The organism is Methyloligella solikamskensis, assembly GCF_042676065.1.
In the GTDB taxonomy this organism is placed as follows: domain Bacteria; phylum Pseudomonadota; class Alphaproteobacteria; order Rhizobiales; family Methyloligellaceae; genus Methyloligella; species Methyloligella solikamskensis.
Map to the genome: position 1 here is coordinate 958,515 of NZ_JBHTJO010000001.1, position 23,389 is coordinate 981,903.

Annotated in this window: 20 protein-coding genes; 9 read left to right on the top strand and 11 right to left on the bottom strand. The window is 62.7% G+C overall.

Annotated features, from left to right (window positions below; all coding sequences use genetic code 11):
• Positions 1-17 precede the first annotated feature (17 nt).
• Both ACFQ2F_RS04620 and ACFQ2F_RS04625 read left to right on the top strand, forming a co-directional pair.
• Positions 18-1,037 carry an MBL fold metallo-hydrolase gene (locus ACFQ2F_RS04620; RefSeq protein WP_379086390.1) on the top strand — a complete coding sequence of 340 codons (1,020 nt, stop codon included), beginning with the start codon at positions 18-20 and terminating at the stop codon, positions 1,035-1,037.
• Between the two features lie 140 nt (positions 1,038-1,177).
• The gene (locus tag ACFQ2F_RS04625) at positions 1,178-3,310 is read left to right on the top strand and encodes a molybdopterin-containing oxidoreductase family protein (RefSeq protein WP_379086393.1); all 2,133 of its coding nucleotides are present in this window, start codon (positions 1,178-1,180) and stop codon (positions 3,308-3,310) included.
• Positions 3,311-3,415: 105 nt separating this feature from the next.
• Here the strand turns inward: ACFQ2F_RS04625 and ACFQ2F_RS04630 are convergent, their stop codons facing one another.
• Positions 3,416-3,814: a response regulator gene (locus tag ACFQ2F_RS04630; protein ID WP_379086396.1), complete on the bottom strand. Its 399-nt coding sequence runs from the start codon at positions 3,812-3,814 to the stop codon at positions 3,416-3,418.
• A 609-nt stretch (positions 3,815-4,423) separates the two neighbouring features.
• Between ACFQ2F_RS04630 and ACFQ2F_RS04635 the strand changes: the two genes are divergently transcribed.
• The 3 genes from ACFQ2F_RS04635 (at position 4,424) to ACFQ2F_RS04645 (ending at position 7,689) form a co-directional block, all read left to right on the top strand.
• On the top strand, positions 4,424-5,788 hold the full coding sequence (locus ACFQ2F_RS04635) for a porin (RefSeq protein WP_379086399.1): 1,365 nt from the start codon (positions 4,424-4,426) through the stop codon (positions 5,786-5,788).
• A gap of 267 nt (positions 5,789-6,055) precedes the next feature.
• On the top strand, positions 6,056-6,832 hold the full coding sequence (locus ACFQ2F_RS04640) for an ABC transporter ATP-binding protein (protein ID WP_379086402.1): 777 nt from the start codon (positions 6,056-6,058) through the stop codon (positions 6,830-6,832).
• Positions 6,829-7,689, top strand: coding sequence for an ABC transporter permease (locus ACFQ2F_RS04645; protein WP_379086405.1), 861 nt, complete (start codon positions 6,829-6,831; stop codon positions 7,687-7,689). The genes ACFQ2F_RS04640 and ACFQ2F_RS04645 overlap by 4 nt, the downstream gene beginning before the upstream one ends.
• Positions 7,690-7,767: 78 nt before the next feature.
• Here the strand turns inward: ACFQ2F_RS04645 and ACFQ2F_RS04650 are convergent, their stop codons facing one another.
• From ACFQ2F_RS04650 to ACFQ2F_RS04670, 5 genes are read right to left on the bottom strand one after another with little or no spacing between them, the layout of a single operon-like run.
• Positions 7,768-8,517 carry an ABC transporter ATP-binding protein gene (locus ACFQ2F_RS04650; RefSeq protein WP_379086408.1) on the bottom strand — a complete coding sequence of 250 codons (750 nt, stop codon included), beginning with the start codon at positions 8,515-8,517 and terminating at the stop codon, positions 7,768-7,770.
• On the bottom strand, positions 8,477-9,274 hold the full coding sequence (locus tag ACFQ2F_RS04655) for an ABC transporter permease (protein WP_379086411.1): 798 nt from the start codon (positions 9,272-9,274) through the stop codon (positions 8,477-8,479). Before ACFQ2F_RS04655 ends, ACFQ2F_RS04650 begins: the two co-directional genes overlap by 41 nt.
• A complete protein-coding gene (locus tag ACFQ2F_RS04660) occupies positions 9,271-10,251 on the bottom strand; it encodes an ABC transporter substrate-binding protein (RefSeq protein ID WP_379086414.1) in 981 nt (326 codons plus the stop codon). The genes ACFQ2F_RS04655 and ACFQ2F_RS04660 overlap by 4 nt, the downstream gene beginning before the upstream one ends.
• A 3-nt stretch (positions 10,252-10,254) precedes the next feature.
• Positions 10,255-10,983, bottom strand: a complete 729-nt coding sequence (locus tag ACFQ2F_RS04665) for a response regulator transcription factor (RefSeq protein WP_379086417.1) — start codon at positions 10,981-10,983, stop codon at positions 10,255-10,257.
• Entirely contained in the window at positions 10,980-12,653 is a 1,674-nt protein-coding gene (locus ACFQ2F_RS04670; protein ID WP_379086420.1) for a sensor histidine kinase, read from the bottom strand. The genes ACFQ2F_RS04665 and ACFQ2F_RS04670 overlap by 4 nt, the downstream gene beginning before the upstream one ends.
• A 434-nt stretch (positions 12,654-13,087) precedes the next feature.
• On the opposite strand from ACFQ2F_RS04670, the gene ACFQ2F_RS04675 reads away from it, so the two are divergent.
• Complete coding sequence (locus ACFQ2F_RS04675) at positions 13,088-13,876, top strand: hypothetical protein (protein ID WP_379086423.1); 789 nt, start codon at positions 13,088-13,090, stop codon at positions 13,874-13,876.
• The gene (locus ACFQ2F_RS04680) at positions 13,866-14,705 is read left to right on the top strand and encodes a hypothetical protein (protein ID WP_379086426.1); all 840 of its coding nucleotides are present in this window, start codon (positions 13,866-13,868) and stop codon (positions 14,703-14,705) included. Before ACFQ2F_RS04675 ends, ACFQ2F_RS04680 begins: the two co-directional genes overlap by 11 nt.
• A gap of 18 nt (positions 14,706-14,723) precedes the next feature.
• Here the strand turns inward: ACFQ2F_RS04680 and ACFQ2F_RS04685 are convergent, their stop codons facing one another.
• Genes ACFQ2F_RS04685 through ACFQ2F_RS04700 form a run of 4 tightly spaced genes read right to left on the bottom strand, consistent with a single transcriptional unit; the run spans position 14,724 to position 17,195 of the window.
• Positions 14,724-15,536: an energy transducer TonB family protein gene (locus tag ACFQ2F_RS04685; protein WP_379086428.1), complete on the bottom strand. Its 813-nt coding sequence runs from the start codon at positions 15,534-15,536 to the stop codon at positions 14,724-14,726.
• Positions 15,537-15,571: 35 nt separating this feature from the next.
• Complete coding sequence (locus ACFQ2F_RS04690) at positions 15,572-16,015, bottom strand: ExbD/TolR family protein (RefSeq protein ID WP_379086431.1); 444 nt, start codon at positions 16,013-16,015, stop codon at positions 15,572-15,574.
• Positions 16,015-16,704 (bottom strand): MotA/TolQ/ExbB proton channel family protein, encoded by a 690-nt coding sequence (locus tag ACFQ2F_RS04695; protein WP_379086434.1) that lies wholly within the window; start codon positions 16,702-16,704, stop codon positions 16,015-16,017. Before ACFQ2F_RS04695 ends, ACFQ2F_RS04690 begins: the two co-directional genes overlap by 1 nt.
• Positions 16,705-16,715: 11 nt before the next feature.
• On the bottom strand, positions 16,716-17,195 hold the full coding sequence (locus ACFQ2F_RS04700; protein ID WP_379086437.1) for a hypothetical protein: 480 nt from the start codon (positions 17,193-17,195) through the stop codon (positions 16,716-16,718).
• A gap of 789 nt (positions 17,196-17,984) precedes the next feature.
• On the opposite strand from ACFQ2F_RS04700, the gene ACFQ2F_RS04705 reads away from it, so the two are divergent.
• The gene (locus tag ACFQ2F_RS04705) at positions 17,985-20,666 is read left to right on the top strand and encodes a TonB-dependent receptor family protein (protein WP_379086439.1); all 2,682 of its coding nucleotides are present in this window, start codon (positions 17,985-17,987) and stop codon (positions 20,664-20,666) included.
• 44 nt (positions 20,667-20,710) lie between these two features.
• Here the strand turns inward: ACFQ2F_RS04705 and ACFQ2F_RS04710 are convergent, their stop codons facing one another.
• On the bottom strand, positions 20,711-20,848 hold the full coding sequence (locus ACFQ2F_RS04710) for a hypothetical protein (RefSeq protein ID WP_379086442.1): 138 nt from the start codon (positions 20,846-20,848) through the stop codon (positions 20,711-20,713).
• 168 nt (positions 20,849-21,016) lie between these two features.
• Here ACFQ2F_RS04710 and ACFQ2F_RS04715 point away from each other — a divergent pair, with 168 nt between their 5' ends.
• Entirely contained in the window at positions 21,017-23,296 is a 2,280-nt protein-coding gene (locus tag ACFQ2F_RS04715) for a TonB-dependent receptor (RefSeq protein WP_379086445.1), read from the top strand.
• Positions 23,297-23,389: the final 93 nt, after the last annotated feature.

A 23,389-nucleotide genomic window follows, 5' to 3' on the forward strand; every position in this document is an offset into this window, starting at 1 on the left:
CGATATGGAGACGGAGAATGGCAGACGGAGTGAAGCGGCGAAAGCTTGAGATGACCCGGCGCGAGGCGCTGACCGCCGCGGCAGGGGCGACATTGCTCACCCTGTCCACGGGGCTTTCCGTTGGGCAGGCGCGGGCGGCGGCGCCTTACCTCGGTGCGTCCTACCCCACCCATTACCGGTTCCGGCTCGGTGGCTTCGAGATCACCACGATCATGGATGCGCGGGCGATGATCGACGGGCCGTGGCCCATCGTCGGCGAGGATCAGCCCCAGGAGAAGATGGAAGCTTTGATGCGGGAGAATCTGCTTCCCCCCGCGCGGTTCCGCCCAGGCTTCACGCCCACGGTGGTGAATACGGGCAAGGAGCTGATCCTGTTCGACACCGGCAATGGCGACGACGGGTTCGTGCCGCGGCCCGACGGGGGCTGGCTGGCGGCTCAGCTCGGCCCGGCGGGGTTCAAGCCGGAAGACTTCGACGTTGTCGTCCTCACCCATTGCCATCCGGACCATGTCGGCGGGCTCCTGGAAGGAGGGAAGCCGCTCTTTCCCAACGCCCGCACCGTGATCGGCGCGAAGGAGTTCGACTTCTGGCGCAGCGATGTCGCGCTTTCCGCCGACAAAGAGAGCAACGACTACAACAGTGCCGTGCTGTTTCGAAGCCATGTGGCCCCGCTCGATGAAAAGCTGACGCGCATCAAGCCGGGGGATTCGGTGGCGCCGGGAATCGAGGCGGTCGCGGCGTTCGGCCACACGCCGGGCCATCTAGCCTTCCATCTGGAAAGCGAAGGCAAGCAACTACTCTTGTGGGCCGATTGCGCTCATCACGAGGTGGCATCCCTTGCGCGCCCCGACTGGCATGCGCTCTTCGACATGGACAAGGAGCAAGGGGCGGAAACCCGGCGCAAGATCTACGCAATGGCGGCCAGCGAGCGTCTGCCGGTGGTCGGATATCACATGTCCTTCCCGTCGGTCGGCTTTGTCGAAAAGCAGGGTTCAGGGTATCGCTGGGTGCCCGTCACCTACCAACTGGACCTGTAAAATTCTCAACCTTCGCTTGAATCAAAAAATTCTATCGCGTGATTTGAATTCGTAATCGACAAATCCTACATGCCTGAGTAGTGTGCGCCCCGACACAGTCGAAAACGACGGTCCAAGTCTGGGGAGGACTTATCGGGAGCATGAACGAACAACTACCAAGCTCTCGGTTTTATGGCGGGTGTCCGCACGATTGTCCGGACACCTGCGCCATGGTCTACGAGGTGGTAGACGGGCAGCTCGTAGAGGTGCGCGGCAACAAAGATCACCCGATGACCCGCGGCACGCTCTGCGTGAAGCTAAAGGATTATCACGACCACCATTACAATCCGGATCGGGTGCTTTACCCGCTGAAGCGGTCGGGGCCGAAGGGCTCCATGGAGTTCGAGCGCATCTCCTGGGATGAGGCTCTGGACACGATCAAGACCCGGTGGACGGAGATCATCGACAAATACGGCTCGCAGGCCATCATGCCCTACAGCTATCTCGGCAACGAGGGGCTGGTGCAGGGGCTGACAGCGGGCGACGCCTTCTTCAACAAGCTCGGCACGACCGTGAACGAGAAGACGTTCTGCGCGTCGGGCTCATCTACCGCGTGGCTTTTGAGCGTCGGGCCGACCGGCGGCGTGGATCCTGAGAGCTTCGTCCATTCGAAGTTCATCGTGATCTGGGCCTGCAACTCGATTTCGACCAATCTGCATCACTGGCCCTTCGTGCTGGAAGCGCGCAAGCGCGGCGCCAAGGTGGTGGTGATCGACACCTACCGGTCTCGCACGGCGAAGGCCGCCGACTGGCATATCTGCCCCAAGCCCGGCACGGACGGTGCCCTGGCCATGGGCATCATCAATGCCATCGTCGAGGGTGGGCTGGTCGACCAGGATTATGTCGACAACTACACGGTCGGCTTCGAGGACCTAAAAGAGCGCGCCTCGGACTTCACGCCCGAATACGTGGAGAAGATCACCGGGGTGCCGGCGGAAGAGATCACCCAGCTCGCGAAGGAATTCGCCACCACGCAGCCGTCCGTGATCCGGCTCGGCGTGGCGCTTGAGCGCCATGCGGGCGGGGGCCAGACGATCCGCGCGGTTTGCGCCATTCCGGCCCTGACCGGCTCGTGGCGTCACGTGGGCGGCGGTCTGCTGCAGATGCCGCTTTGGGAGTTTCCGGTCCATTGGGACCGGGTCTCGCGGCCCGACTGGATCAACCCGGGCACCCGCGTCGTCAACAACCTGCGCCTCGGCCGGGCGTTGACCGGCGAGATGGAGCTCGATCCGCCGATCATGAGCTTCTTCTGCTACAACACCAATCCGGTCAGCCAGGCGCCCGACACCGACAAGATCGTCGAGGGCCTCAAGCGCGAAGACCTGTTCACGGTGGTGGCGGAGCATTTCATCACCGATACGGCGCGCTACGCCGATATCATCCTGCCGGCGACCATGGCCGGAGAGCACGACGACATGATGTTCTCCTGGGGCCATTTCTATCTGACGCTCAATCAGAAGGCGATCGAGCCCCGGGGCGAAGCGGTCTCCAACTCGGAGATTTTCCGCCGGCTCGCCAAGGTCATGGGCTTCGACGATCCGCGCTTGCAGATGTCCGATCAGGAACAGATCGAGCATTTCCTCGATTGGGATGCGGACGCCATGGGCGGGATCGACATGGATTATTTCCGCGAGCATGGCTTCTTCCATCTCGCGGTGGGCACGCCCGACGACCGGCTGCCCCATGCGGAAGGCAACTTCCCGACGCCATCGGGCAAGGTGGAGTTCAAGGTCGAAGGTGCGAAGAACTTCGTCGCGCCGCCCTTCCGGCACATGTACGAGGAGATGCAGTCGGGCGAGGATGTCGATCCGTTGCCGGGCTACGTTCCGCCGCGGGAGAGCCCGGAAACCAATGAGGATCTGGGCAAGCTCTACCCGCTCAATATCGTCTCGCCGAAGAGTCACGGCTTCCTGAACTCGTGCTACGCCAACGAGCCCCACAAGATTAAGGGCCAGGGCGAGCAGTTCGTGATGATCAGCCCTGAGGATGCCCAGGCGCGCCAGATTCGCGAGGGCGATCCGGTGCGGGTGCATAACGGCCGGGGCGGCTTTGAAGGTTATGCCAGGGTCACGGACGACGTGCCGGCGGGCCGTGTGGTGGCGACGCTGGGCTATTGGCGCTCGCTCAACCGCTCCGACGGCTCGGTCAACTCGATCTCGTCGGATGCCCATTGCGGGCTCGGCAATGCGCCGACCTTCTCCGACAACCTCGTCGAGGTGACGCGGGTTAACTAGCCCCGCTGCCGCCGACGCGCCGGTTTCTCAAGCAACCTTTCCAACAGACGGTCCTGGACGGGGCCTAATCGCGCTGTGGGCGTGCTTGTGTCGTGACGAGGCTTGTTATGCCGTGATCAGGCTCGCAGCCATGGCGTCGCGCAGATCCGAAAATGCGAACGGCTTCTGGAGGACCGGGCGATCGCGATAGGTCTGGTCCAGGGAGGCGACGCCCAGCCCCGTGGCAAACAGGAACGGCACGCCCTTCGCGGCCAGAGTGTCGGCCACGGGATAGACGAGCTCGCCGGCGACGTTGAGATCGAGGATCGCGAGATCCGGCATTTCCTGGTCGAGCAGCTCGATGGCGTGCTTCACCCGTGCCGCCGGCCCGACGACCTGGCAGCCCAACTCCTGGAGCATGTCCTCCAGATGGAGTGCCGCCAAAGCTTCATCTTCCACCACTAGGATATGCTTGCCGGACAGCCGACCTTCGTCGCCGGCTTGATCGATTGCGACTTGATCCATGTCGAACGCTCCCCGCGCGTTTGGCTTTGCGCCTTATGCTTGTGATGCTTTTGGTTCTGGGCGCCGCCGACCGGGCGACGCATGACCATCGACCCGATCCTATCTCATGGCGGGCCGAAAGCGCTAGCAAGTCTCTGCGGCGGTGGAAGGCAAGTCCTTTAGTGTCGCAGCATCCCTCAGAGGCGGCAAACCCGGAGGGAATCGCCCCTGCCTGCCGCCAAATTGTGCAAACACCCGGTTTCGGGACACGAAATCGGGCTCAAAAAACAACATCTGAGTGACTACGAAAGCGGCATTCTCCTCAGAGTGCCAACGAAACCGGGAAATTTTCCCAGATCTGTTGCCAGAGGCGCAAAACACCGCACGCGACCGGATGCCGCAGAATAACCTACTGTTTTTATTGAGTTTTTAGGAACGACCGGAAAATCGAGAGGGTCAAAGGGCCGTCAATCTTTCGTGGCTCAAATGTCACAAGAGGTCCAAAAACCTAGCCGCCTGCTTTGATAGCAATTTACGTTGTCCGGGGAATCCGTATAACCAACATCAGAACTCTCTCAAGGGAGGGACTGTCGCAAAGGCGGCAGTCGGGCACTGGGGGATAACCAACCCATGCAAATCCAGCCTGAGAGTTTGGATGGGACTTTTAATTTAGGGAAGGTGGAGATGGATATGTTCGGGGGACTGAAAAAAACATCCAGCCGCATCACCATCGCGACCGCACTCGGATTGACGCTTGGCGTTTACGCCATGAGCGCCAGCCCGGCGAAAGCCGCGGATTTCGGGGGCGATTGCTGTGCTGATCTTGAAGAGCGGGTGGCTGAGCTAGAGGCAACGACGGTTCGCAAGGGCAATAAGAAGGTGTCCGTCACGATCTCTGGCTGGGTCGTCAAGTCGTTCAACGTTTGGGATGACGGCTTCGAATCCAACTCGGTCGTTGGCGATAAGGACTACGACCTTGGTAGCCGTTTCGCTATCACGGGTGAGGCTCAGATCTCTCCCGGTTGGTCGGCTGGTTACAACATGACTGTTCTGGCGCCGGCCGATGTGTTCGGCTTTGCGTCGAACCAGATCAACGACGACCAGTTCAACAACATCAGCACGCTGTACTCCTACATGTACATCAAGAGCGATAAGTGGGGTACTCTGAACTGGGGCACGCTGAGCCCGGCCTCTGACAACGCAGCGGTTCTGGCCGACGCCTCTGGCACGGTCATCGAATCCAACGCGGTGTTCTTCGAGGGCCCTGGCTTCTTCCTGCGTACGCCCGGTGGAGGCACCAGCGCTCTGACCTGGGGTAACTTCCTCGGCTGCTACGGCATCGGTGGTGCAGGTATCGGTGTCGACTGTAATGGTGTCGCTTATGACGCTGTTCGGTACGACTCGCCGACGATCGCCGGCTTCCGCCTCGAGGCATCTTGGGGTGAGGACGACAAGGGCGACGTTGCTGTCTTCTACAACGGCAACTGGGGCTCCTTCACCACGACCGCTGCGTATGCCTACACGCACACCAGCGGCAATGGTACGGGTCTCCCGATCGCCACGGCAGACTCCGACCTTCACCAGGCCGGTGCTACCGTCATGCACGATCCTTCGGGCCTCGGTCTGTACGGTATGTACCAGTACGAGACGCTGGACCTCGTCGGAGCGCCTGACACCAACGTTTGGTACCTGAAGCCCTTCCTGAAGAAGTCCTTCATGCCGATGGGTGCGACCACCTTCTACGGTGAGTATGGCAACTACGAAGACCAGTACTTCTTTGCCAACGCTGCTCTGGGTGCGCAGGTCTTCGACGGCTCGGAAGTCGAGCGCTACGGTCTGGGTGTGGTCCAGGAGATCGACGCTGCTGCGATGCACCTCTTCGGTCGCTGGCAGCACCAGTCGCTGGACGCGGACTTCAGCGCTGCAGCCGGCGGTGGCTCCTTCGCTACCGAAGACTGGGATCTGTTCCAGGTTGGTGGCGTGATCTTCTTCTAGATCGAACCACAGACGACGAATACGGAAGCCGCCCTTCGGGGCGGCTTCTTTTTTGTCTGCTTGCCTGTCTTTTGCGTGGTGCGCGGGAAGCGGATGCCGCTGGAGGACCCCGGCGAAAGCGGGTTAGCCCGACCTTTCAAGAACATTAACACCGTGCAGGCCGCCGGCCTCGGGCTTGTGTCGGTTCTGACCGACCGCTATCTCTGATGCAGGGAAGAAACAAAGGCGGGCCGTGGCCATCGTCGACGGCGCGAAAGACGTCAATCCATGCAAAAGGAAGTCAAGTCGAACGCGTCTGCCGGACCGGTTCTGAGCGTCAAGAACGTCTCCTACTATTACGGTGAGAAGCAGGCCTTGGACGATGTCAGCTTCGAGGTCCTGCCCGGCAGGGTGACGGCATTGCTGGGGCCGAACGGCGCCGGCAAGACCACGCTCTTCTCGCTTATCACCCGCCTGTTCGATGCGCCTATCGGCCGGATCGAGATCTGCGGGCTGTCGCCGGCCGAAGTGGGCAGCCGGGCGCTCGGACCGCTCGGTGTCGTGTTTCAGCAGCCGACCCTCGATCTGGACCTGACGGTCAAGCAGAACCTCCGCTATTTCGCGGCCTTGCGCGGCATTCCCCGCAAGGAGGCGGACGAGCGCATGGCACGGGCGCTGGATGCGCTGGATATGCGCGAACGGATCGGGGAGCGGGTGCGCTCCCTCAATGGCGGCCATCGGCGCCGTGTGGAGATCGCGCGCGGTATCCTGCACAGCCCTTCCTTAATGCTGCTGGATGAGCCGACCATCGGCCTCGACAATCCCACCCGCATGGCCATCGTGGACCACATCCACCGGCTGGCTGAGGATTCCGGAATCGGGGTGCTCTGGGCCACCCATCTGTTCGACGAGATCGAGCCGGACGACGATCTGATCGTGCTCGACAAGGGACGCATCGTGGCGCGCGGCCGGGCCAAGGATGTCGTCAAGGAGGCGGGCGCGAAAGATCTGGGTGAGGCCTTCAAGACGCTCACCTCCGATCCCGAGGAAGGTATCGCGGCATGAGGACAGGTCATCTGATCCGGGCGTTCAACGGTATCGTCGGGCGCGAGATGCTTCGCTTCCTGCAGCAGCGGGAGCGCTTCTTCGCGGCCATGGTGCGGCCGCTGATCTGGCTGGTCGTGTTCGCAGCCGGGTTCCGCGCGGCGCTGGGCGTCAATATCCAGCCGCCCTATGAGACTTACATCACCTATCAGGTCTATATCACGCCCGGTCTGCTGGCGATGATCCAGCTCTTCAACGGGATGCAGAGCTCGCTATCCATGGTTTACGACCGGGAGATGGGCTCGATGCGCGTGTTGCTGACGACGCCGCTGCCGCGCTCCTATCTGCTGTTCTGCCGGCTGTTCGGCAGTGTGCTGGTCTCCCTGGTGCAGGCCTATGCGTTCTTGTTCGTCGCCTATCTGTTCGGGATCGACCTGCCGTCCGTCTCGGTCAGGCTCTCCGAGGGCGGGCCGCTCTGGACGCTGCCGGATCCGGTGGCTCTGATCACGATCCTGCCGGCGCTGATCCTCACCGGCATGATGTTCGGCGCCATGGGCATGGTGATCTCATCGACCATCAAACAGCTGGAGAACTTCGCCGGCGTGATGAACTTCGTGATTTTTCCGATGTTCTTCGCCTCCTCGGCGCTCTATCCGCTGTGGAAGATGCGGGAGGGCAGCGAGATCCTCTATTACATCTGCCTCTGGAACCCGTTCACCTACGCGGTGGAGCTGATCCGCTTCGCCTATTACCAACAGATCGACTGGGAAGCGCTGGCCGTGGTGGGCGGCTGCACCATCGTCTTCCTGGGGCTGTCGGCGTGGGCCTACGATCCGTCACGGGGCATCCAGCAGCGCAAAGCGGGCGCGGCGGCGTAAAGCCGTGCGTCTTACTTTTGGCTGGCGTCCTGCGTTTGACGGATGTCCTGCCGGTCCTGCGGGAACAGCGTTGCGCGCCTAACCGGTGAAGTTTTCCGGATAACGCTTGAGCAGATCGGAGAAGATCTCCTCGATCATCGCTGGCGTCCGCTCGTTCTGCGGCACGTCGATCGGTATCGTCTCCAGCACATGGGTTGGCCGGGGCGCGAGCAACACGAGCTCGTCGGCCAGCATCACCGCCTCGCGCGGGTTGTGGGTCACCAGCACGGCGGTGGTCGGCCTCGCCTCCCAGACCTCCAGAAGAAGCCGGCGCAGGCGATCTGCGGTCGGCTCGTCCAGGGAGACGAAAGGCTCATCTAGAAGCAGCAGATTCGGCCGGGTGGCGAAGGCGCGGGCCAGCGCCGCCCGCCGTGCCAGGCCGAGGGAAAGCTCGTTGGGGTAGACATCCAGCTTGTCGGCGATGTTGAGGGCGTCGGCCAGGAGGACCATGTCCTCCTCGGTGAACCCTTCATCGGCCACCAGCTCGATATTCTTGCGCACCTTCCGCCAGGGCAGCAGGCGGGGCTCCTGAAACATGAAGCCGATGCGGGTGTCCGCCGGCATGTCGATGCTGCCGTCGAAGCTTTGGTCCAGTCCGGCCAGGACGCGCAGGAAGGTGGTCTTTCCGCAGCCGGACGGGCCCATGAGCACGGTCATGCTCTGGGGCTTTATCTGGAGATGGAAATCGCGAATGACCGAGACCGGCACGCCATCGGCGCCGGTATAGGTCTTCTCCGCAATATCGATCTCAAACCGGCCGGTTTCGCCAACGGGTCGTGTAACGTTCAAAGGGCTGCACCAAGAAAAATTCGATTGCGAGCATCACCGCCACGAAGGCGATCGTGTAGCCGAGGATGGCGGTGACATTGAAGAGCTGAAAGTTGAGATGGAGCTGGAAACCGACGCCGTTGGAGCGGCCGAGCAGCTCCACCACCAGAACGATCTTCCAGATCAGCGAGAGGCCCGTGCGGGACGCGGCAGCGATGTAGGGCTGAAGCTGAGGCAGGAGCACGTGCTTGAGCCGGTCCATGGCCGGCATGCGATAGGCCCTGGCCATCTCGTCCAGACCGGGATCGAGGGAGCGGGCGCCTTCCCGCAAGGTGACGATGACGTTTGGGATCTTGTTCAACGCCACGGCGCCGATGGCCGCCACCTCGGTCAGGCCGAACCACACATAGGCCAGGATGATGATCACCAGGGCCGGGAGGTTCAAAAGCACGATGAGCCACGAATCCAGCCATCGGTTCAGAATGGCCGACTCGCCCATGGCGATGCCGATGACGCAGCCGATCACCATGGCGATGACGAAGGCCGCCGCGACCCGCCACAAGGTGATGCCGAGCTCCGAGAGGAGCGGCCCATCCACGGCCTCTTCGATGGTGAAGGCCATCACCTCCACGGGCCCGGGCAGCAGCTTGCTGTCGGCGATATAGGCTGCAAGGAACCAGACCGCGACAAAGCCCAGGAAGGAGATCAGCGTTACCACGGGCCCGGACTGGGTCCAGGGGAGCGTGGTCCGCCGGGTTTTTGCGTGGGTGAGGGTCACGAGCCTTTGCCGATCCAGAAGGTGCCGGGCGCGAGCTGCTCGCTCGGACCCACCAGGCGCTCGCCGCCGAGCTCACGCAGGAATTGATAAAGCACCTTGGCGTCCGCTTCGTTCTGAGTGGTGGTCCGCTCAGGGATGCCTTCGCGGTAGCGCCGGCGGAGCGCTTCGAAGGTGGCTTCGTCCTCGGCCTTCATCATGGGGCGCAGACGGTCCCAGGCCTCGTCGGAAGTGGCGAGAAGCTCGTTGGCGGCAGAAGCGGCCTCCAGGAACCCGTCGATGGCCTTGGGGTTGTCCTCGGCCCAATCTTCGCTGAACACAAATCCGACCATGGAGACCTCGCCCTTGGCGCCGAGCTCCTCGACGACGTCCTCAAGCCCGATCAGCTCGCTGAAGCCCTTCGCTTCGAGACGCGCGGCGTAGGGCCAGTAATTCAATACGGCGTCGAGCTCGCCTTGGATCGCTTTTTCGGAGAGCAGGGGCGGGGCGCCGTAGACCTGGCGGGTCTCTGTCCGGAGGTCGATATTGGCCGTGCGCTTGGCATAGGACACGATGAGCAGCCAGCTCTTGTCGAGGGGACCACCGGCGATGCCGAGAGTCTTGCCCTTCAGGTCGCCGAGGGTCTGGATCGGCGAATCCGGCGGCACCATGATGGCGCCGAGCGCCGTGGTGAAGGGCGAGAAGGTGAAGTCCGATCCGCTGGCGCGCTCGCGGGAGACCCAGAGCCAGTCGGTGGCGATGATGTCGACTGAGCCGCCCTGGAGGCCCACGGCGGTGGCCTGGTTGCTGGCGAGCGGCAGCATGTCGAGCTTGATGCCGGCCTTCTCGTCGAGCTTGTAGTGCTGGATCGTGTCGAGGAGCCAGCTCACGGTGCCGAACTTCAGAACCCCGACGGAGATCTCGTCGTCTTGCGCGGATGCGGCGCGGGCGAATGGCAGCACCGTTACGAAAAGCAGAAAAGCGACAATGAGATTACGCAACGGTCACTCCTTCGGTGCAGTTGAATTGGCGGTATCGGCGGCTTCCGGCTTGTCGTTCACCGCTTTGAGGCGATAGCCGTGACCGCGGACGGTTTCCAGCAAGGGCTCCTTCTCCTCCGTGTCGATCTTGCGCCGGAGCCTGGCGATATAGACGTCGACCACGTTGGTGAGCGGATCTTCGGAGTAGCCCCAGACCTGATTGAGGATGCGAGTGCGGGAGAAGACCCGGCCCGGCGCGCCCATGAGAAGCTCCAGGATGGCGAGCTCCTTGGCGGTCAGCTTGATGGTCTCGCCTGCGCGGGTGACCTCGAGGGCGTCCCGGTCCAGCACGAGATCGGCGACCTGCAGCTTGTTGGAGCTCGGCGCGAAATTGTGGGAGCGCCTAACGAGCGCTTCCATGCGGGCCAGCAGCTCGTCGAAATCGAAGGGCTTGGGCAGGTAGTCGTCGGCGCCGATCTTCAGGCCTTTGATCTTGTCCTCAAGGGTGTCCATGGCCGTCAGCATGAGGATGGGGGTGTGGTTGCCCTCAGCGCGCAGCCGCTGGCAAACGTCGTAGCCATGCATGTCGGGCAGCATGAGGTCGAGGACGATCACGTCGAACTCGCCACCCTTGGCCACCTCGATCGCCTCGCCCCCGGCGGGCGCGACCGTGACGCCGTGGTTCTCCGCCCGCAGCCCCCGGTCGATGAAATCTGCGACCCGCGGCTCGTCTTCTACCAGCAATACGTTCACGTCTGCGCCTCCGCTTTTCCGGCGGACTTCGCCTTTGAGTTGATGGTTTTGGCCGAAGGTTTGCCCGCGCTCTTGGAAGGCGCCGTGCCGGTTTCGTCGGCCGGCAAGGTGACGATGACTGTGGTGCCTTTCCCCAGGCGACTCTGCATCTTGATCTCTCCCTTATGGGCTTCGACGATGGCCTTCGCCAACGGCAGGCCGAGGCCCATTCCTTCTTCGTTGTGATCGGTCGCGTTGCCGCCTCTGCGGAAGCGTTCGAAAACGCTTTCGAGTTCCTCTGGGGCGATGCCGATTCCGTCATCGACAAATCGCGCGGTCAGGATATCGCGGTTGCGCGTCAGGCTCACCTTCACGGCGCCTTTGGTCTTGGAGTAGCGGATCGCGTTGTCCAGCACGACTCCGAAAAGCTGGCGGAGCCGCGCGGGGTCGCCATGCATGCGGGTATTCTTCGCCTTGCTCTCGAAGCTCACCTCGACGCCCTTGGACTTCGCGACGACGGAGATATCGTCGCAAACCCGCGCCAGCAGCTCGGCCAAGTCGATATCCTGTACATTCATCTTCGCGGCGCCGGCGCCCTGGCGGGCGATGAAGAGCAGGTCGTTCACCAGAACCGAGAGATGCTTCGCCTGCTGCACGATGCGCTCGATGGAGTGCTTGTATTCGGCGATGCGCTTGGTCTTGCCGCGCAGGGTGATCTCGCCCTCGCCGCGGATGATGGTGAGCGGCGTGCGCAGCTCGTGGCTGATATCGGCGAAGAAGCCGCGTCGGGTCTCGTCGATATGGCGCAAGGATTCGTTGGCCCGGCGCAGCTCCTCGGTGCGCTCGGCCACCATGGTCTCCAAATTGGCGTGGGCGGCTTCCAGGGCCTTTTGGTGAGCCTGAAGGTCGGCGGCCATCTGGTTGAAGCTCTGGCCGAGATCGGCGAACTCGTCGCGGCCGGTAATGGCGATGCGGTGAGAGAGATCGCCTTCCGCCAGGGAACGGGTGCCGCGCAAGAGCTCCGCAAGGGGCGCGCGCAGTCGGTGCAGCAGCAAGATCACCAGTCCGAGCGTGGCCAGGATGGCGATGCCTGCATGGATCTGGCTGATCCGCTCCAGGCGGGCGAGAAGCTGGGCGGCGTCGGCGTCGATGCGGGCCACTTCGGCCGTCTCGTCGGCGACGGCCGCCTCCACCAGCTCGTTGAGCTTCTTGTCGATGCCGCCCTTGAGAAGCTCGATCAGGCGCTGCCAGGCGATATCGGGCCGGCCGCGGCTTCTGAGCTGCTCGACTTCGGCGAGCTGATCGAGCGTATGCTGGAACTCTCGCTTGATGGCATTGAGGCGGATGAGTTCCTCGTTCTCGACCTCGGCCTCTTCGGGGCCGACCAGCTGCATCTCCCGGCGGCTTAGCTCCTCCAGGGTGGAGAGGTCGGATTCGATGACTTTCTCAAGATAGGCGGCGCCGAAGGGGCGTTCGGATGTCCCGGTCAGCAGCGTGTCCGTCCAGGCCTTGAAGAGCTGACGGCTATGGCGGGAGAGCTGGAGCTGGTGCTCCAGCTCCTGGTGGGCGATGCGCGATCGCTTCAGGTAGTCGTGGGACTGGGCAACGCCCCAATAGGCGAGACCTGCTGCCGATAGGGAAAGCATCAGCAATACCCCGGCCGTAAGCAGCAGCTTGGTCTGATAACGCATTGCAAATCTCGCGCTCTGAGACCCGGCACCGGCGGCGGTTCCGATCTCCCGCCCCAGCGTCGCTGCCAGGCAGTCATCATGTGCCTCTCAGGCCAGACAATCCTCTTCCCCTCTATACCTCATTTTCCCGGTGTCCTGCCGAGGGTTGCAGGCGATGGTAATTAGATTTTCATCTGGACTTCATCTGCCATTCATCTCGGTTGTGGGGAAGAGGCCCGGAGCACCGAAACTTGTGGCTTTCGGGCCACCCGATGCCAAATCTTCCCGGCGCTATTGCCACGATCTCCGTTTTTCCGTTTGCGCGCCTCAGGCGCGTGGCTAGGCTGTGCACAAATCGTCGGCAAGGCGATCTATGGTTCCTAGGTTTGGCTGTCGGGGGGAGCCGCTTGAAACCGCTTCGGATTGTATCGCGTCAGAAGAGGGAGAGCGGAGCCGTGGTTGCTGTTGCCGCGGCTACGGTAATCGCGTGCGCGTCATCGGCGGCACATGCCGAGTTCGAAATTCCACAAGTCAACGCGGAGGCCGGCTCGATCGAAGCGGAATATCGCGGTGCGACTCATGACGGCCTCCTCTTGGCCGAGCCCGGCGAGGAAGCGTCTCTCGAACAGAGCCACGAGCTGGAGTTCCAGCTCGCGCCGGCCGATTGGTGGATGTACCGCATCACGCCGGGCCTGACCCAGCCCATGGGCGGTGACCTCCAATACACCGATTTCAACTTCGAGACGCAATTCGTGCTGCTGCGCCGCCCGCCCGAGGGGCTCGGGGTGGCGTTCATGTTCGGCTACACCCACTACTTGAACGACCTGCAGGATCTGCCCGACGAATACGAATACGGGCCGATCATCGAATATGCGACCGGCGACTGGCTGCTCACCCTCAACCCGCTGCTGACGGGGCTGAGGGGCAGGGACGCCTCGAGCGCGACCGGCTTCGAATATGCCGCTCAGCTGCAGTACCGCTTTGCCAAGCATTGGGCGATTGCAGCCCTTGCCTTCGGCGAAATCGAAAATCTCTCCGACAGCTCGCCCTTCGAGGATCAGGTCCATCGGGCCGGGCCGACGCTCTATCTGCTCCTCGGTGAGGAGGAGTTCGACGAATTTGCGGAGGAGGAGGCGGGAGACGAGCCGGAGACGGCCTGGAAGATCGGGCTCGGCGCCTTGTTCGCGCTCACGCCCGCGACAACGGATCTCTCTTTGAAAGCGATGGTGGCCCTTGAGTACTGAGTGCAACAGATGGATCGCCAGGGGCGGTCTCGCGGCAGCCGCAGGTCTGGTGTTGGCGATGTTGCCGTCGGACGCCGCGCGCGCGGAATTCGAGGTCCAGGAATCCACGATCGATGCGGGCGAGATCCAGCTGCAATATCGCGGCGCGGGCCATACGGGTCTGGCGGCGGCGGAAGAGGACGAAGACGAGAAGCCGCTGCGCCAGAGCCAGGAGTTCGAGCTGCAGATGAGCCCGACGAGCCACTGGCTACTCGCGTTCACGCAAGGCTACACGGTGCCCGATGGCGAGACCTTCGAGATCAACGCTATCGAGTTCGAGACCCAGGTCGAGATCATTACCCTGGAGGGCGACGGCATCGGCTTCGCGATGCAGGGGGGCATCGAACGAGGCGTTGGCAATGCGCCGGAAGGCTCGGGAGATTTCCATTTCGGGCCGATCTTCGAATACGGCCGGGGCGACTTTCTGCTCACCAACGACATTCTGTTCTTCGACGAGTACGGGCCAGACAGCGAGAACGGGGTGTGGGGCGTCGAATACAGCCTGCAGGCAGCCTACAACGTCACGGACCGGCTGATGCTGGCGCTCGAAGCCTTCGGCGAGGCAGAGGATATCGCTTCCACGTCCTTCCAGGAGCAGGAACATTATATTGGTCCCGCCTTCTATTTCACGTGGGGCGAGGACGACGACGAGGCGCTGATAGAGGAGTCAGAACGCGGCGTGCCGGGGAAATATGACGAGTTCACCGTGAGCTTCGGCGTGCTGTTCGGGTTGACGGAGGCGAGCTCGGACGTCGCGGCGAAGGTCTTCGTCGGCTACGAGTTCAACTAGCCCGCATCGTTTCCGGCGCTAACGCCGTTCGCGGACGCTGAAATTGTAGGGCACCACCAGGGTAAACTTCTGATTGCCCCAATCTTTCGGGATCGCAGGGAAGGGAGCTGAGCGCTCGATGGAGGCGATGGCTGCCTCATCCAGCACCTTGGAGCCGGAGCTCTTCTTGATCTCGCGGAAGATCAGCTCGCCGTTCCGGTTGACCGTAAAGCGCACGAGCACCGTGCCGGCGAAGCGCGAGCGCGGATTGACCTTGTTCTTCTCCAGATGGGTGCGCAGCGAGCCGATATAGGCGGTCTGGCTCGTGGTCTTGCCGCCGGTACGCTCCTCACCGGAGCTCTGCATCTTCTGGACCGTGGTTTCCTGGAGGATGGTCGCGACCTGGGGGGGCGGCGGCGGCGTCGCCTCCTGCACCTCCGGATCGACCTCGACCTCTTCCGGCGGATCCTCTACCGGCTCCACCTCCGGCTGGATATCGAGCTCCTGCTCCGGGCCTTGCTCGGATTCGATGACCTCGGTGTTCTCCAGCGGCTCCACCTCCTTGGGCGGGGCGGGCGTCGGCTCGGTCAGCTCTGCCGTCTCGATTGGCTCGGTGGTTGGCACCGGCGGGCTCGGCTGAGCCGCCTGCGGCGGCGGCGCCTCGACCGGCTCAAGAGAGATTTCGTCCTGACCCAGGGCGGACAGGCCTTCGATGGCGACGCCCTGCTCGACGACGAGAAGATCCTCGCCGGAGCCTTCCTGCAGAGCTTCGCCGCCGGGCTTATAGAGGAAGAACGCGGCGAGGCCCACGTGGAGACTCAGCGAAATCAGCCATGTCAAAAGACGGATCATTGGAATAGGCCGTTATCTGTCGGCCGCTTGACCGTTCACTCCTCGCCGCCCGGCTTGGGCTGCGACAGCAGCGAGACGCGGCCATAACCGCTGCGTCCCACCATGCCGAGAATGTCCATCACGTTGCCGTAGACGCTCGCCTTGTCGGCCCGCACATAGACGACCGTGTCGCCCTCTTCGGCGCGAAGGGACTGGAGCCGCGGTATCAGATTGTCCTGGGTCACCTGCTCGTCGCGGATATAGAGCTCGCCGTCGGCGGTGAGCGAAACGATCATCGGCTTTTGCGGATTGCTGACCCGGGTGGCGCTGGTCTGCGGCAGCTCGACCGGCACGCCCGCCATCATCAGGGGCGCGGCCACCATGAAGATGATCAAGAGCACGAGCATCACATCCACCATGGGCGTGATGTTGATCTCGGCCATGGGCTGATAGCCGCCGCCTTCCTGGCCCCCGCCGCCATTGCCGACGAACATAGCCATTATTCGGCAGCCTTTCTGACCGCGGGCCGGCCATGGGGAATGCGCCGGGCGATCTCCATGACGGAGCTGTTGGCGCGATTCGAGGCCCGGCCGAGGGAGACGGCGATCATGTTGTAGGCGACCACCGCGGGGATAGCCGCGGCGAGGCCCAGCGCGGTGGCGATCAGCGCTTCGGCGATGCCCGGCGCCACGACGGCAAGGCTTGTATCCTTGGCGTTCGCGATGGCCGTGAAGCTGTTGACGATGCCCCAGACGGTGCCGAACAGGCCGATGAAGGGCGCGGCGGAGCCGGTGGTGGCCAGGAACGGCAGCCCGGTCTCCAGTTTCTGCAGGTCGACCCGGAGCGCTGCTCTCATGGCATGCTCCAGCCGGCCGCGAAATTCGGTCAGGGATTCGTTGCCGAAGGTGCTGGCCTCTTCCTCGGCCTCGGCCGCGTTCAGCACATCGGCCACCAGACCGCGCTGGCTATGGGCCGGCGGCACCGTGCCATCGGGCTGATGGGCCACGCGGGCCAGCCGTTTGATCTGGCGGTTCAGTGCGGCCACACGGATGATCTTCTCGAAAATGATCGCCCAGCACGCCACGGAGGCGAGGACGAGCATGATCATGACCCCCTTCACCACGGGGTCGGCGGCCATGACGAGGCCGTAAACTGTGAAGTCCGGAGAGCCGGTTGCGATATGCTCCACGTCAGTCGCCCTTACTTAGTGAGTTCCGCGTCGGCGCGGGTTGAAACGGAAAGGCCGGAGAAGCAGTCGTCGATGGCGCCGCTATCGGTGCTGCACTCCATGATGTCGTTGATCAGGAAGCTTCCGATCTCCTCGCAAGCGGTGTCTGCAATGTCGAAAAGCTTGACCAACGTCTTCTCCGGGCGAATGGGTCCGAGATCGATGGCGAAGCGGTGGCCGATGATCCCGTCGGTACGAAACTCAATCAGATCCAGCTTGAAGCTTTCATAATGGCGGTCACCCTGATTCCGGATGACGACATAGGCGCGGCAGCTGTCTCCTTGCTGCACCAGCTTGTTCAGCTCCAGGGCAACGCCGCCGGTCTCGGATGCCGTTTCCGGCGACTCGGCCGCCGCGGATGTCTCGGCTGCGGCGCCGGAGTCCGGCGCCGTCTCGTCGGCCTGTTGCGCGAGGCTCGCGCCCGAACCGGCGAGGAGCAGCATCGCGGCCAACCACAAGCCTCTCAGGCCTTGGCGCAACATCCCTTGTCGAGAAATCGCATTCGAAGCTGCTGAGGCCGCCTTTCGGCGCGAAGACGATTTAAAGCACATTATCGGACGACCCACGCGATACACATCCCTAGATCCGGCCGTATTCTTCTCCGTCATCGCGATGATAGACGGCGACGCTACGGGTGGCGGCTCGGTCCGCCATTTCTCTCATTTGGGACGGGACAGTCTTCCCCGTCCGGAATTCCACTGTTCCGGGTCTTCTTCAGTGTCCGCGCGCGTCTTGCGACACTGCGCCGACGCTGGAAGACCGCGGCAATGGGTAGCGGGAGTTCCCAAACGAATCAACTACCTTGGAGGGTGGGCGGATCGGACATGGCATGGGATTGGGGGGCTGTCGGGGTGCGGCAAAGCCCTTGCCAAGCTATTGAAAAGCAAGCCTTGACCGGAGCGGCTGGCAAGCGAATTACCATGTTTTCCCGACGGTCATGGGATGGCGTTAATAGATACTTCATGTTCTATTCACTTTGAAACTGCGACATTATCGCAGAGCACCGAGCGTCGGTTTTGGGGGGCGATTCGGGGCGCGAAAGCAGGGACGCATCGCCAAAGAGCGAACGGGAACCAAAGGCTGGGGGAAAGGCCAAGAGTTCCCTTAAAGAACAATTACAAGCTGTTTTGCCAGCGCTGACGAACATTCCCTCCCTTACTGCCGAATGACATCGGTCCAAGAATCAGTGCCGCCGGGCATAAGAAAATTCGGCGGGCGTCACGGACTGCAGGGGGTTGAGAATGGCTATCAGGGGGTTGGGGCTTGGCGTCCTTTTGAGCGGATTTCTGCTGATGCCGGAGGGCCTGCGCGCGCAAGAAGGCGAGCGTGAGGGCGAAGGCGGGCAGCTCGAGCAAGAGGTTCAGGCGACGACGACCGAAGGCGACGCAGAGGTTCCGCCGGTCGAGGTCATTCAGGAGCATGAGCAGCCGGTCGAGCCGGCGCCCGCTCCGCGCCAGGAGACAACGCGCGCCCCGCGGCCAGCTCCGGCGCCGGCTCCAGTTCCTGCCGTTGCGGTTCCAGTGGAGCCTGCTCCGCTTGAGCCCGAACTCGTTATCCCCAATCAGATCGTGCAGCCGCTGCCGGAATATTATGGTCCCGCGAGCGGCGTCGGGAATTACGAGCGTACGATGGAATCGGCGCAAAGCCCCATTGTGCCCACCGACGGCATCGTGCCTGGCGATCTGATGGATTTCTCCAGCGCCGCGAGCCGCATCACCCGACAGAGCATCAACGAGCAGGATCCGCTCTCCACCAGCGATATTGTCTCCAAGGCGCCGGGCGTGGCCATCATCAACGACGACGGCTTGGGCCGCCACGGCGGCATCAGCATTCGAGGCACCCCGGCGCGGCGCTCGCGCAAAGTGGGTGTCATGGAAGACGGCCGCTTCATCAATCAGAGCATCTGGCTCGATCCGTCGACCCATTACATTCCGCCGCCCGAGCGTATCGAATCGGTCGAGGTGCTGCGCGGCACCAATATCGTCTACGGTCCGAACAACAATTCGGGCATGGTCAACTTCCGCAACCTGCAGCCATTCGGTCCGAACGAAACCGTCGTGTCGGGCGAAGGCGGCACGGTGTCGCTCGGCGGATCGGACCCCGAAGATTCCTCGGCCGCCAAATGGCACGTGCACACACGGCAAAGCACCGATAATTGGGGCATCGTGCTGTCCTATACCGGTGCCAACGCGGCCGGCGCGTGGGACAGCGAGCGGTTGCGCTACCACGATTTCTACGGCGCGATCGGCTGGCAGGGCGAGAAGTCCGACTTCACCTTTTCAACCGTCTATTTCGCGCAGCGCGACAATTACGACGAGTCGAACCTCGAAGGGGACGACGACGGCGCTCCGGGCGAAATCGAACGGGAATTCTTCAACGACTTCAAGCACTGCAAGACGTGCTTCAACCCTGGTTCCGTACTCAACGAATACAACGCCGATATCCTGCTCATGCAGGGTGTCTACAACTACTATCTGGACCAGGACACGACAGTGTCGGCCCGGGTCTATGGCCAGATAGTGGAGCGGAGCCGGTTCTTCAATCTCGAGGAGGAAGATCCTCGCGCTGCCGACGGCAGTCTGAGGCCGGTCATCGCCGAGGAAGACGGCGAGCTCGTCGCCCTGGCAGCCGAAGGCTCGATGCAGGGCAATCCGCGAAGCTTCGACCATATCGGTACGGAGTTGCGCACGGAGCTCGCCAACCGGCCCTTCCTGTTCGGACTCAATCAGGACATGCAGGTCGGCGTGCGCTACGAGCATCACGAGTTCAAAGATCGCAGCTTCGTCGGACGTCAGGGGCAGATCCTCGACGGCTTCGACTCGCAGGGGCTCGATGTCTGGAATCGTGAGTTCAAGGCCGACGCCTTCTCCGCCTTCATCCAGTCCGACATCGCCGTCAACGACCGGCTCAATCTGGTCCCCGGTGTGCGGCTTGAGCATTATCGACTCTCTCGTCTGACGAACGTCCTCACGACGGACGACGAGGAAGGCGAGGGCGCGGAGTGCGCGCCGCTCGGCGATGCCGACGAGTGCATAATCTACGAGAACTACGACGACGATCCCTTCAAGGAAGGCTTCACCCGGACCCATGTGCTGCCTGCCATGGCGTTCGCCTACGGGTTCGGCGGCAAGGACCTGCCTGCCGATTACGGTTCGAAGTCCCTGAGCAATTCGGAAATCGAGCCGACGCACACCACTACGCTATATGGCGGTTATCACCGTGGCCTGACCATGCACGTGCTGCGTGAGGTGACCTTCCCAACGGGCAGCGAGCTTGGCGACAATTACCAGCTTGGCGTGCGGTCCGTGGCGGTGAAGGGGCTCACCTTCGATGTTGCTGGCTTCCATCAGAGGATCCAGGACTACCAGTTCGCCAGCGAGATCGATCTGGCGGGCGACAGGACCTTCGACTCCGTGGACGAGGTCGAGGTGAATGGCTTTGAAATCTATAGCCGGCTCGACTCGCGGCCCTTCACCGGCTGGAAGCTCAATCCCTACGCGGAAGGCAGCTTCACCTACGCCGATACGACGGTCGCGAGGGGCACAAGCCTCAACGGAGACGACGAGCTGGTGTCGGTCGCGGGTAATGAGATCCCCGAATTCCCGCGGGAGTTCGCTTATCTCACCGCGGGCATCGAGAGCACGTCAGGCTGGAACGCGAGCGTGAGCTGGATCTATCGCGGTTCGTTCTACACCGACATCTTCAACACGCCACTCGGCGGTGATCCTGAAGGTGAGGCGGGCACGGTCCCGAGCGTTTGGTTGCTCGCTGCGCGGGCGAACTACACGATCCCGGACACAAACATGGTGCTGTACGTCTCGGGCGAGAACCTGACCGACGAACTTTATATCACTGACCGCGCCGACGGGATTAAGCCCGGTATCGGCCGGACCGTCATGGGCGGAGCAAGATTCCAATGGTAAGGGGGTTGAGAATGATTATCAGGGGGTGGGGACTATGCGTCCTCCTAGCCGGATTGCTTCTGTTGCCGGTTGCTGTGCAGGCGCAGGACGGCACTCCAGAACAGCAAGAGGTTGAGACAACGGCGCCGGAAGCTGCCGAAGCCGAAGGTGAGGCCCAGGTTCCAGCGGTGGAGGTCATCCAAGAGCAACCTCAGCCGGAGCCCGCGCCCCAACCGCAGGTGACGCGTGCACCGCGTCCGGCACCTGCACCGCCAACGCCACCACCACCGGCCGAGCCTGTGGCGGCTCCCGTCGAGCCGTTCGAGTTGGATCAGTCCATTTCGACACTGCCGCCGAGCGGTGGCATTGCCATGTCTCCGGTCAAGGGATCCGAAATCCCGGCCAAGCTCGTTCCCAGCGCCTTCTCGTATGTGAACGGCGAGGCCTTCGGCCGGCAGGATTACGTGGATCCGCCGGCTGAGATCCTGGAGCAGCAGGTTCCGGGCGTGGTCCAGTCGGATCTGCAGGGCAACGAGTTCCAGACCAACATCCAGTTCCGCGGCTTCGAGTCCTCGCCTGTGCAGGGCGTGGCCCAGGGCCTGGCGGTCTATCAGAACGGCGTCCGGATCAACGAAGCCTTCGGCGATATCGTGAACTACGACTTCCTGCCGGAGATCGCGATCCAGGATATGACCATCATCACCGGCAACCCGATCTACGGCCTGAACGCCCTGGGCGGCGCGCTGACCATTCAGATGAAGGACGGCTTCAGCTATCAGGGCGCCGAAGTGGTGACTCTGGGCGGCTCATTCGGCCGTGTGCAGGGCAATGCCCAGGTGGGTATGCAGAGCGGCAACTGGGCGGCCTATTTCGCCGCCGAGCGCATCAAGGACCAGGGGTATCGCGACTTCTCCGAATCCGACCTGCGCCGCATGTATGCCGATGTCGGTTTCCGCAACAGCAAGGGCGAGTTCCACGTCAACTTGACCGCGGCCGACACCTCCTTCGGTGTCACGGCGTCCGCGCCGATCCAGCTGCTGGCGGTCGACCGGGAGCGGACCTTCACCTCGCCGCAGACGACGGACAACAAGATGATCATGCCGTCGATCAACGCGAGCTATAACGTGAACGACAACATCACGGTGTCGGGTCTCGCCTATTATCGCCGCTTCGAGCAGAGCCACGACGACGGCAACATCTCCGAGGCCGAGCCTTGCGACGACGATCCGGGCATCCTCTGCATGGAGGGTGAGGAGGCCACGGATATCACCGGCAACCTCATCCCGACGCCGGACGGCGAGCTCGGCTCCATCGACAGCACCGGCCAGACGGCGGATAGCTGGGGCACGGCCATCCAGATGGCCAACGACGCCGATCTCTACGGCCACGGCAACCACTTCATCGTGGGCGCCAGCTACGACCATGGCCAGGTGACCTTCAATGCGCAGAGCGAGCTGGCGGTCTTCCAGCCGCGCTTCGTGGTCACGCCGACGGGCACGACCTTCGGCGGTCCCGACGAAGTGGCACCGAAGCTGATCGACACCGAGAATACCTATGTCGGCCTCTACATCACCGACACGTTCGAGGTGAACGACCGGTTGGCGGTTACCGTCGGTGGCCGGTACAACTACGCCAGCATCGAGCTGACCGACCTGACCGGCGAGGATCCGGCGCTGAACGGGACGAACACCTATGAGCGGTTCAACCCGGCGGCCGGCCTGACCTATCAGCTGACGCCCGGCATCACCGCTTACGGCGGCTACTCCGAAGCGAACCGCGCGCCGGTTCCGGCGGAGCTCGCCTGTTCCGATCCGGAGCGTCCCTGCCTGATCGAGAGCTTCCTGGTGGCCGATCCGCCGCTGGAGCAGGTGGTCTCGAACACCTGGGAGCTGGGTCTGCGGGGCGAGAACATCGCCACCGATGGCTCCTCCAAGCTGACCTGGAACGCCGGTCTGTTCCGCACCTACAACAATGATGACATCATCACTGTGGTGACGAACTCGACCCGCGGCTACTTCCAGAACGGCGCCGATATCCTGCGCCAGGGCATCGAGGCCGGTCTGACCTATCAGACCAGCAAGTGGCAGGCTTACGCCAACTACGCCTATATCGATGCGACCTACGAGTCCGACTTCATCCTCAATGCGCCGGACAATCCTTCGGCACGTGAAAGCATCTGCGACGCGTCAGACTTTGAAGAGGAAGAAGAAGAGGGCGAAGAGGAAGGCGAGCTGGCCTGTATCGCAGTCCGGCCTGGCGACAAGCTTCCCGGCATTCCGCCGCACCGCTTCAAGGCCGGCATGGACTACTGGGTGACCGACAAGTGGAAGGTCGGCGGCGACATCATCGGTGTCAGCAGCCAGTACTTCTTCGGCGACGATGCGAACCAGCAGCCGCAGCTCGATGGCTACTGGCGGGTGGATCTGCATACGAGCTATCAGATCACGCCGCGGATCCAGCTCTTCGCACTCGCCAACAACGTCTTCGACAAGGAGTACGGCGTGTTCGGGACCTTCTTCAATCTTGCCGGCGGCAACGAGGGTGCCGAAGCCGACCCCGATCTGGGCGAGGACTTCTTCACCAACCCGCGCACCATCACTCCGGCCCCGCCGGCGGTTATCTACGGCGGTGCCAAGATCGCGCTCTGGTAGAGCGGTTTGATTACCCGGGCGGGGCCCCTAATCCCGCCCGGGCACCTTTACTGAAAGACCCTGAGCTACTCTGGGCCTCCGGCGAAAACCGGG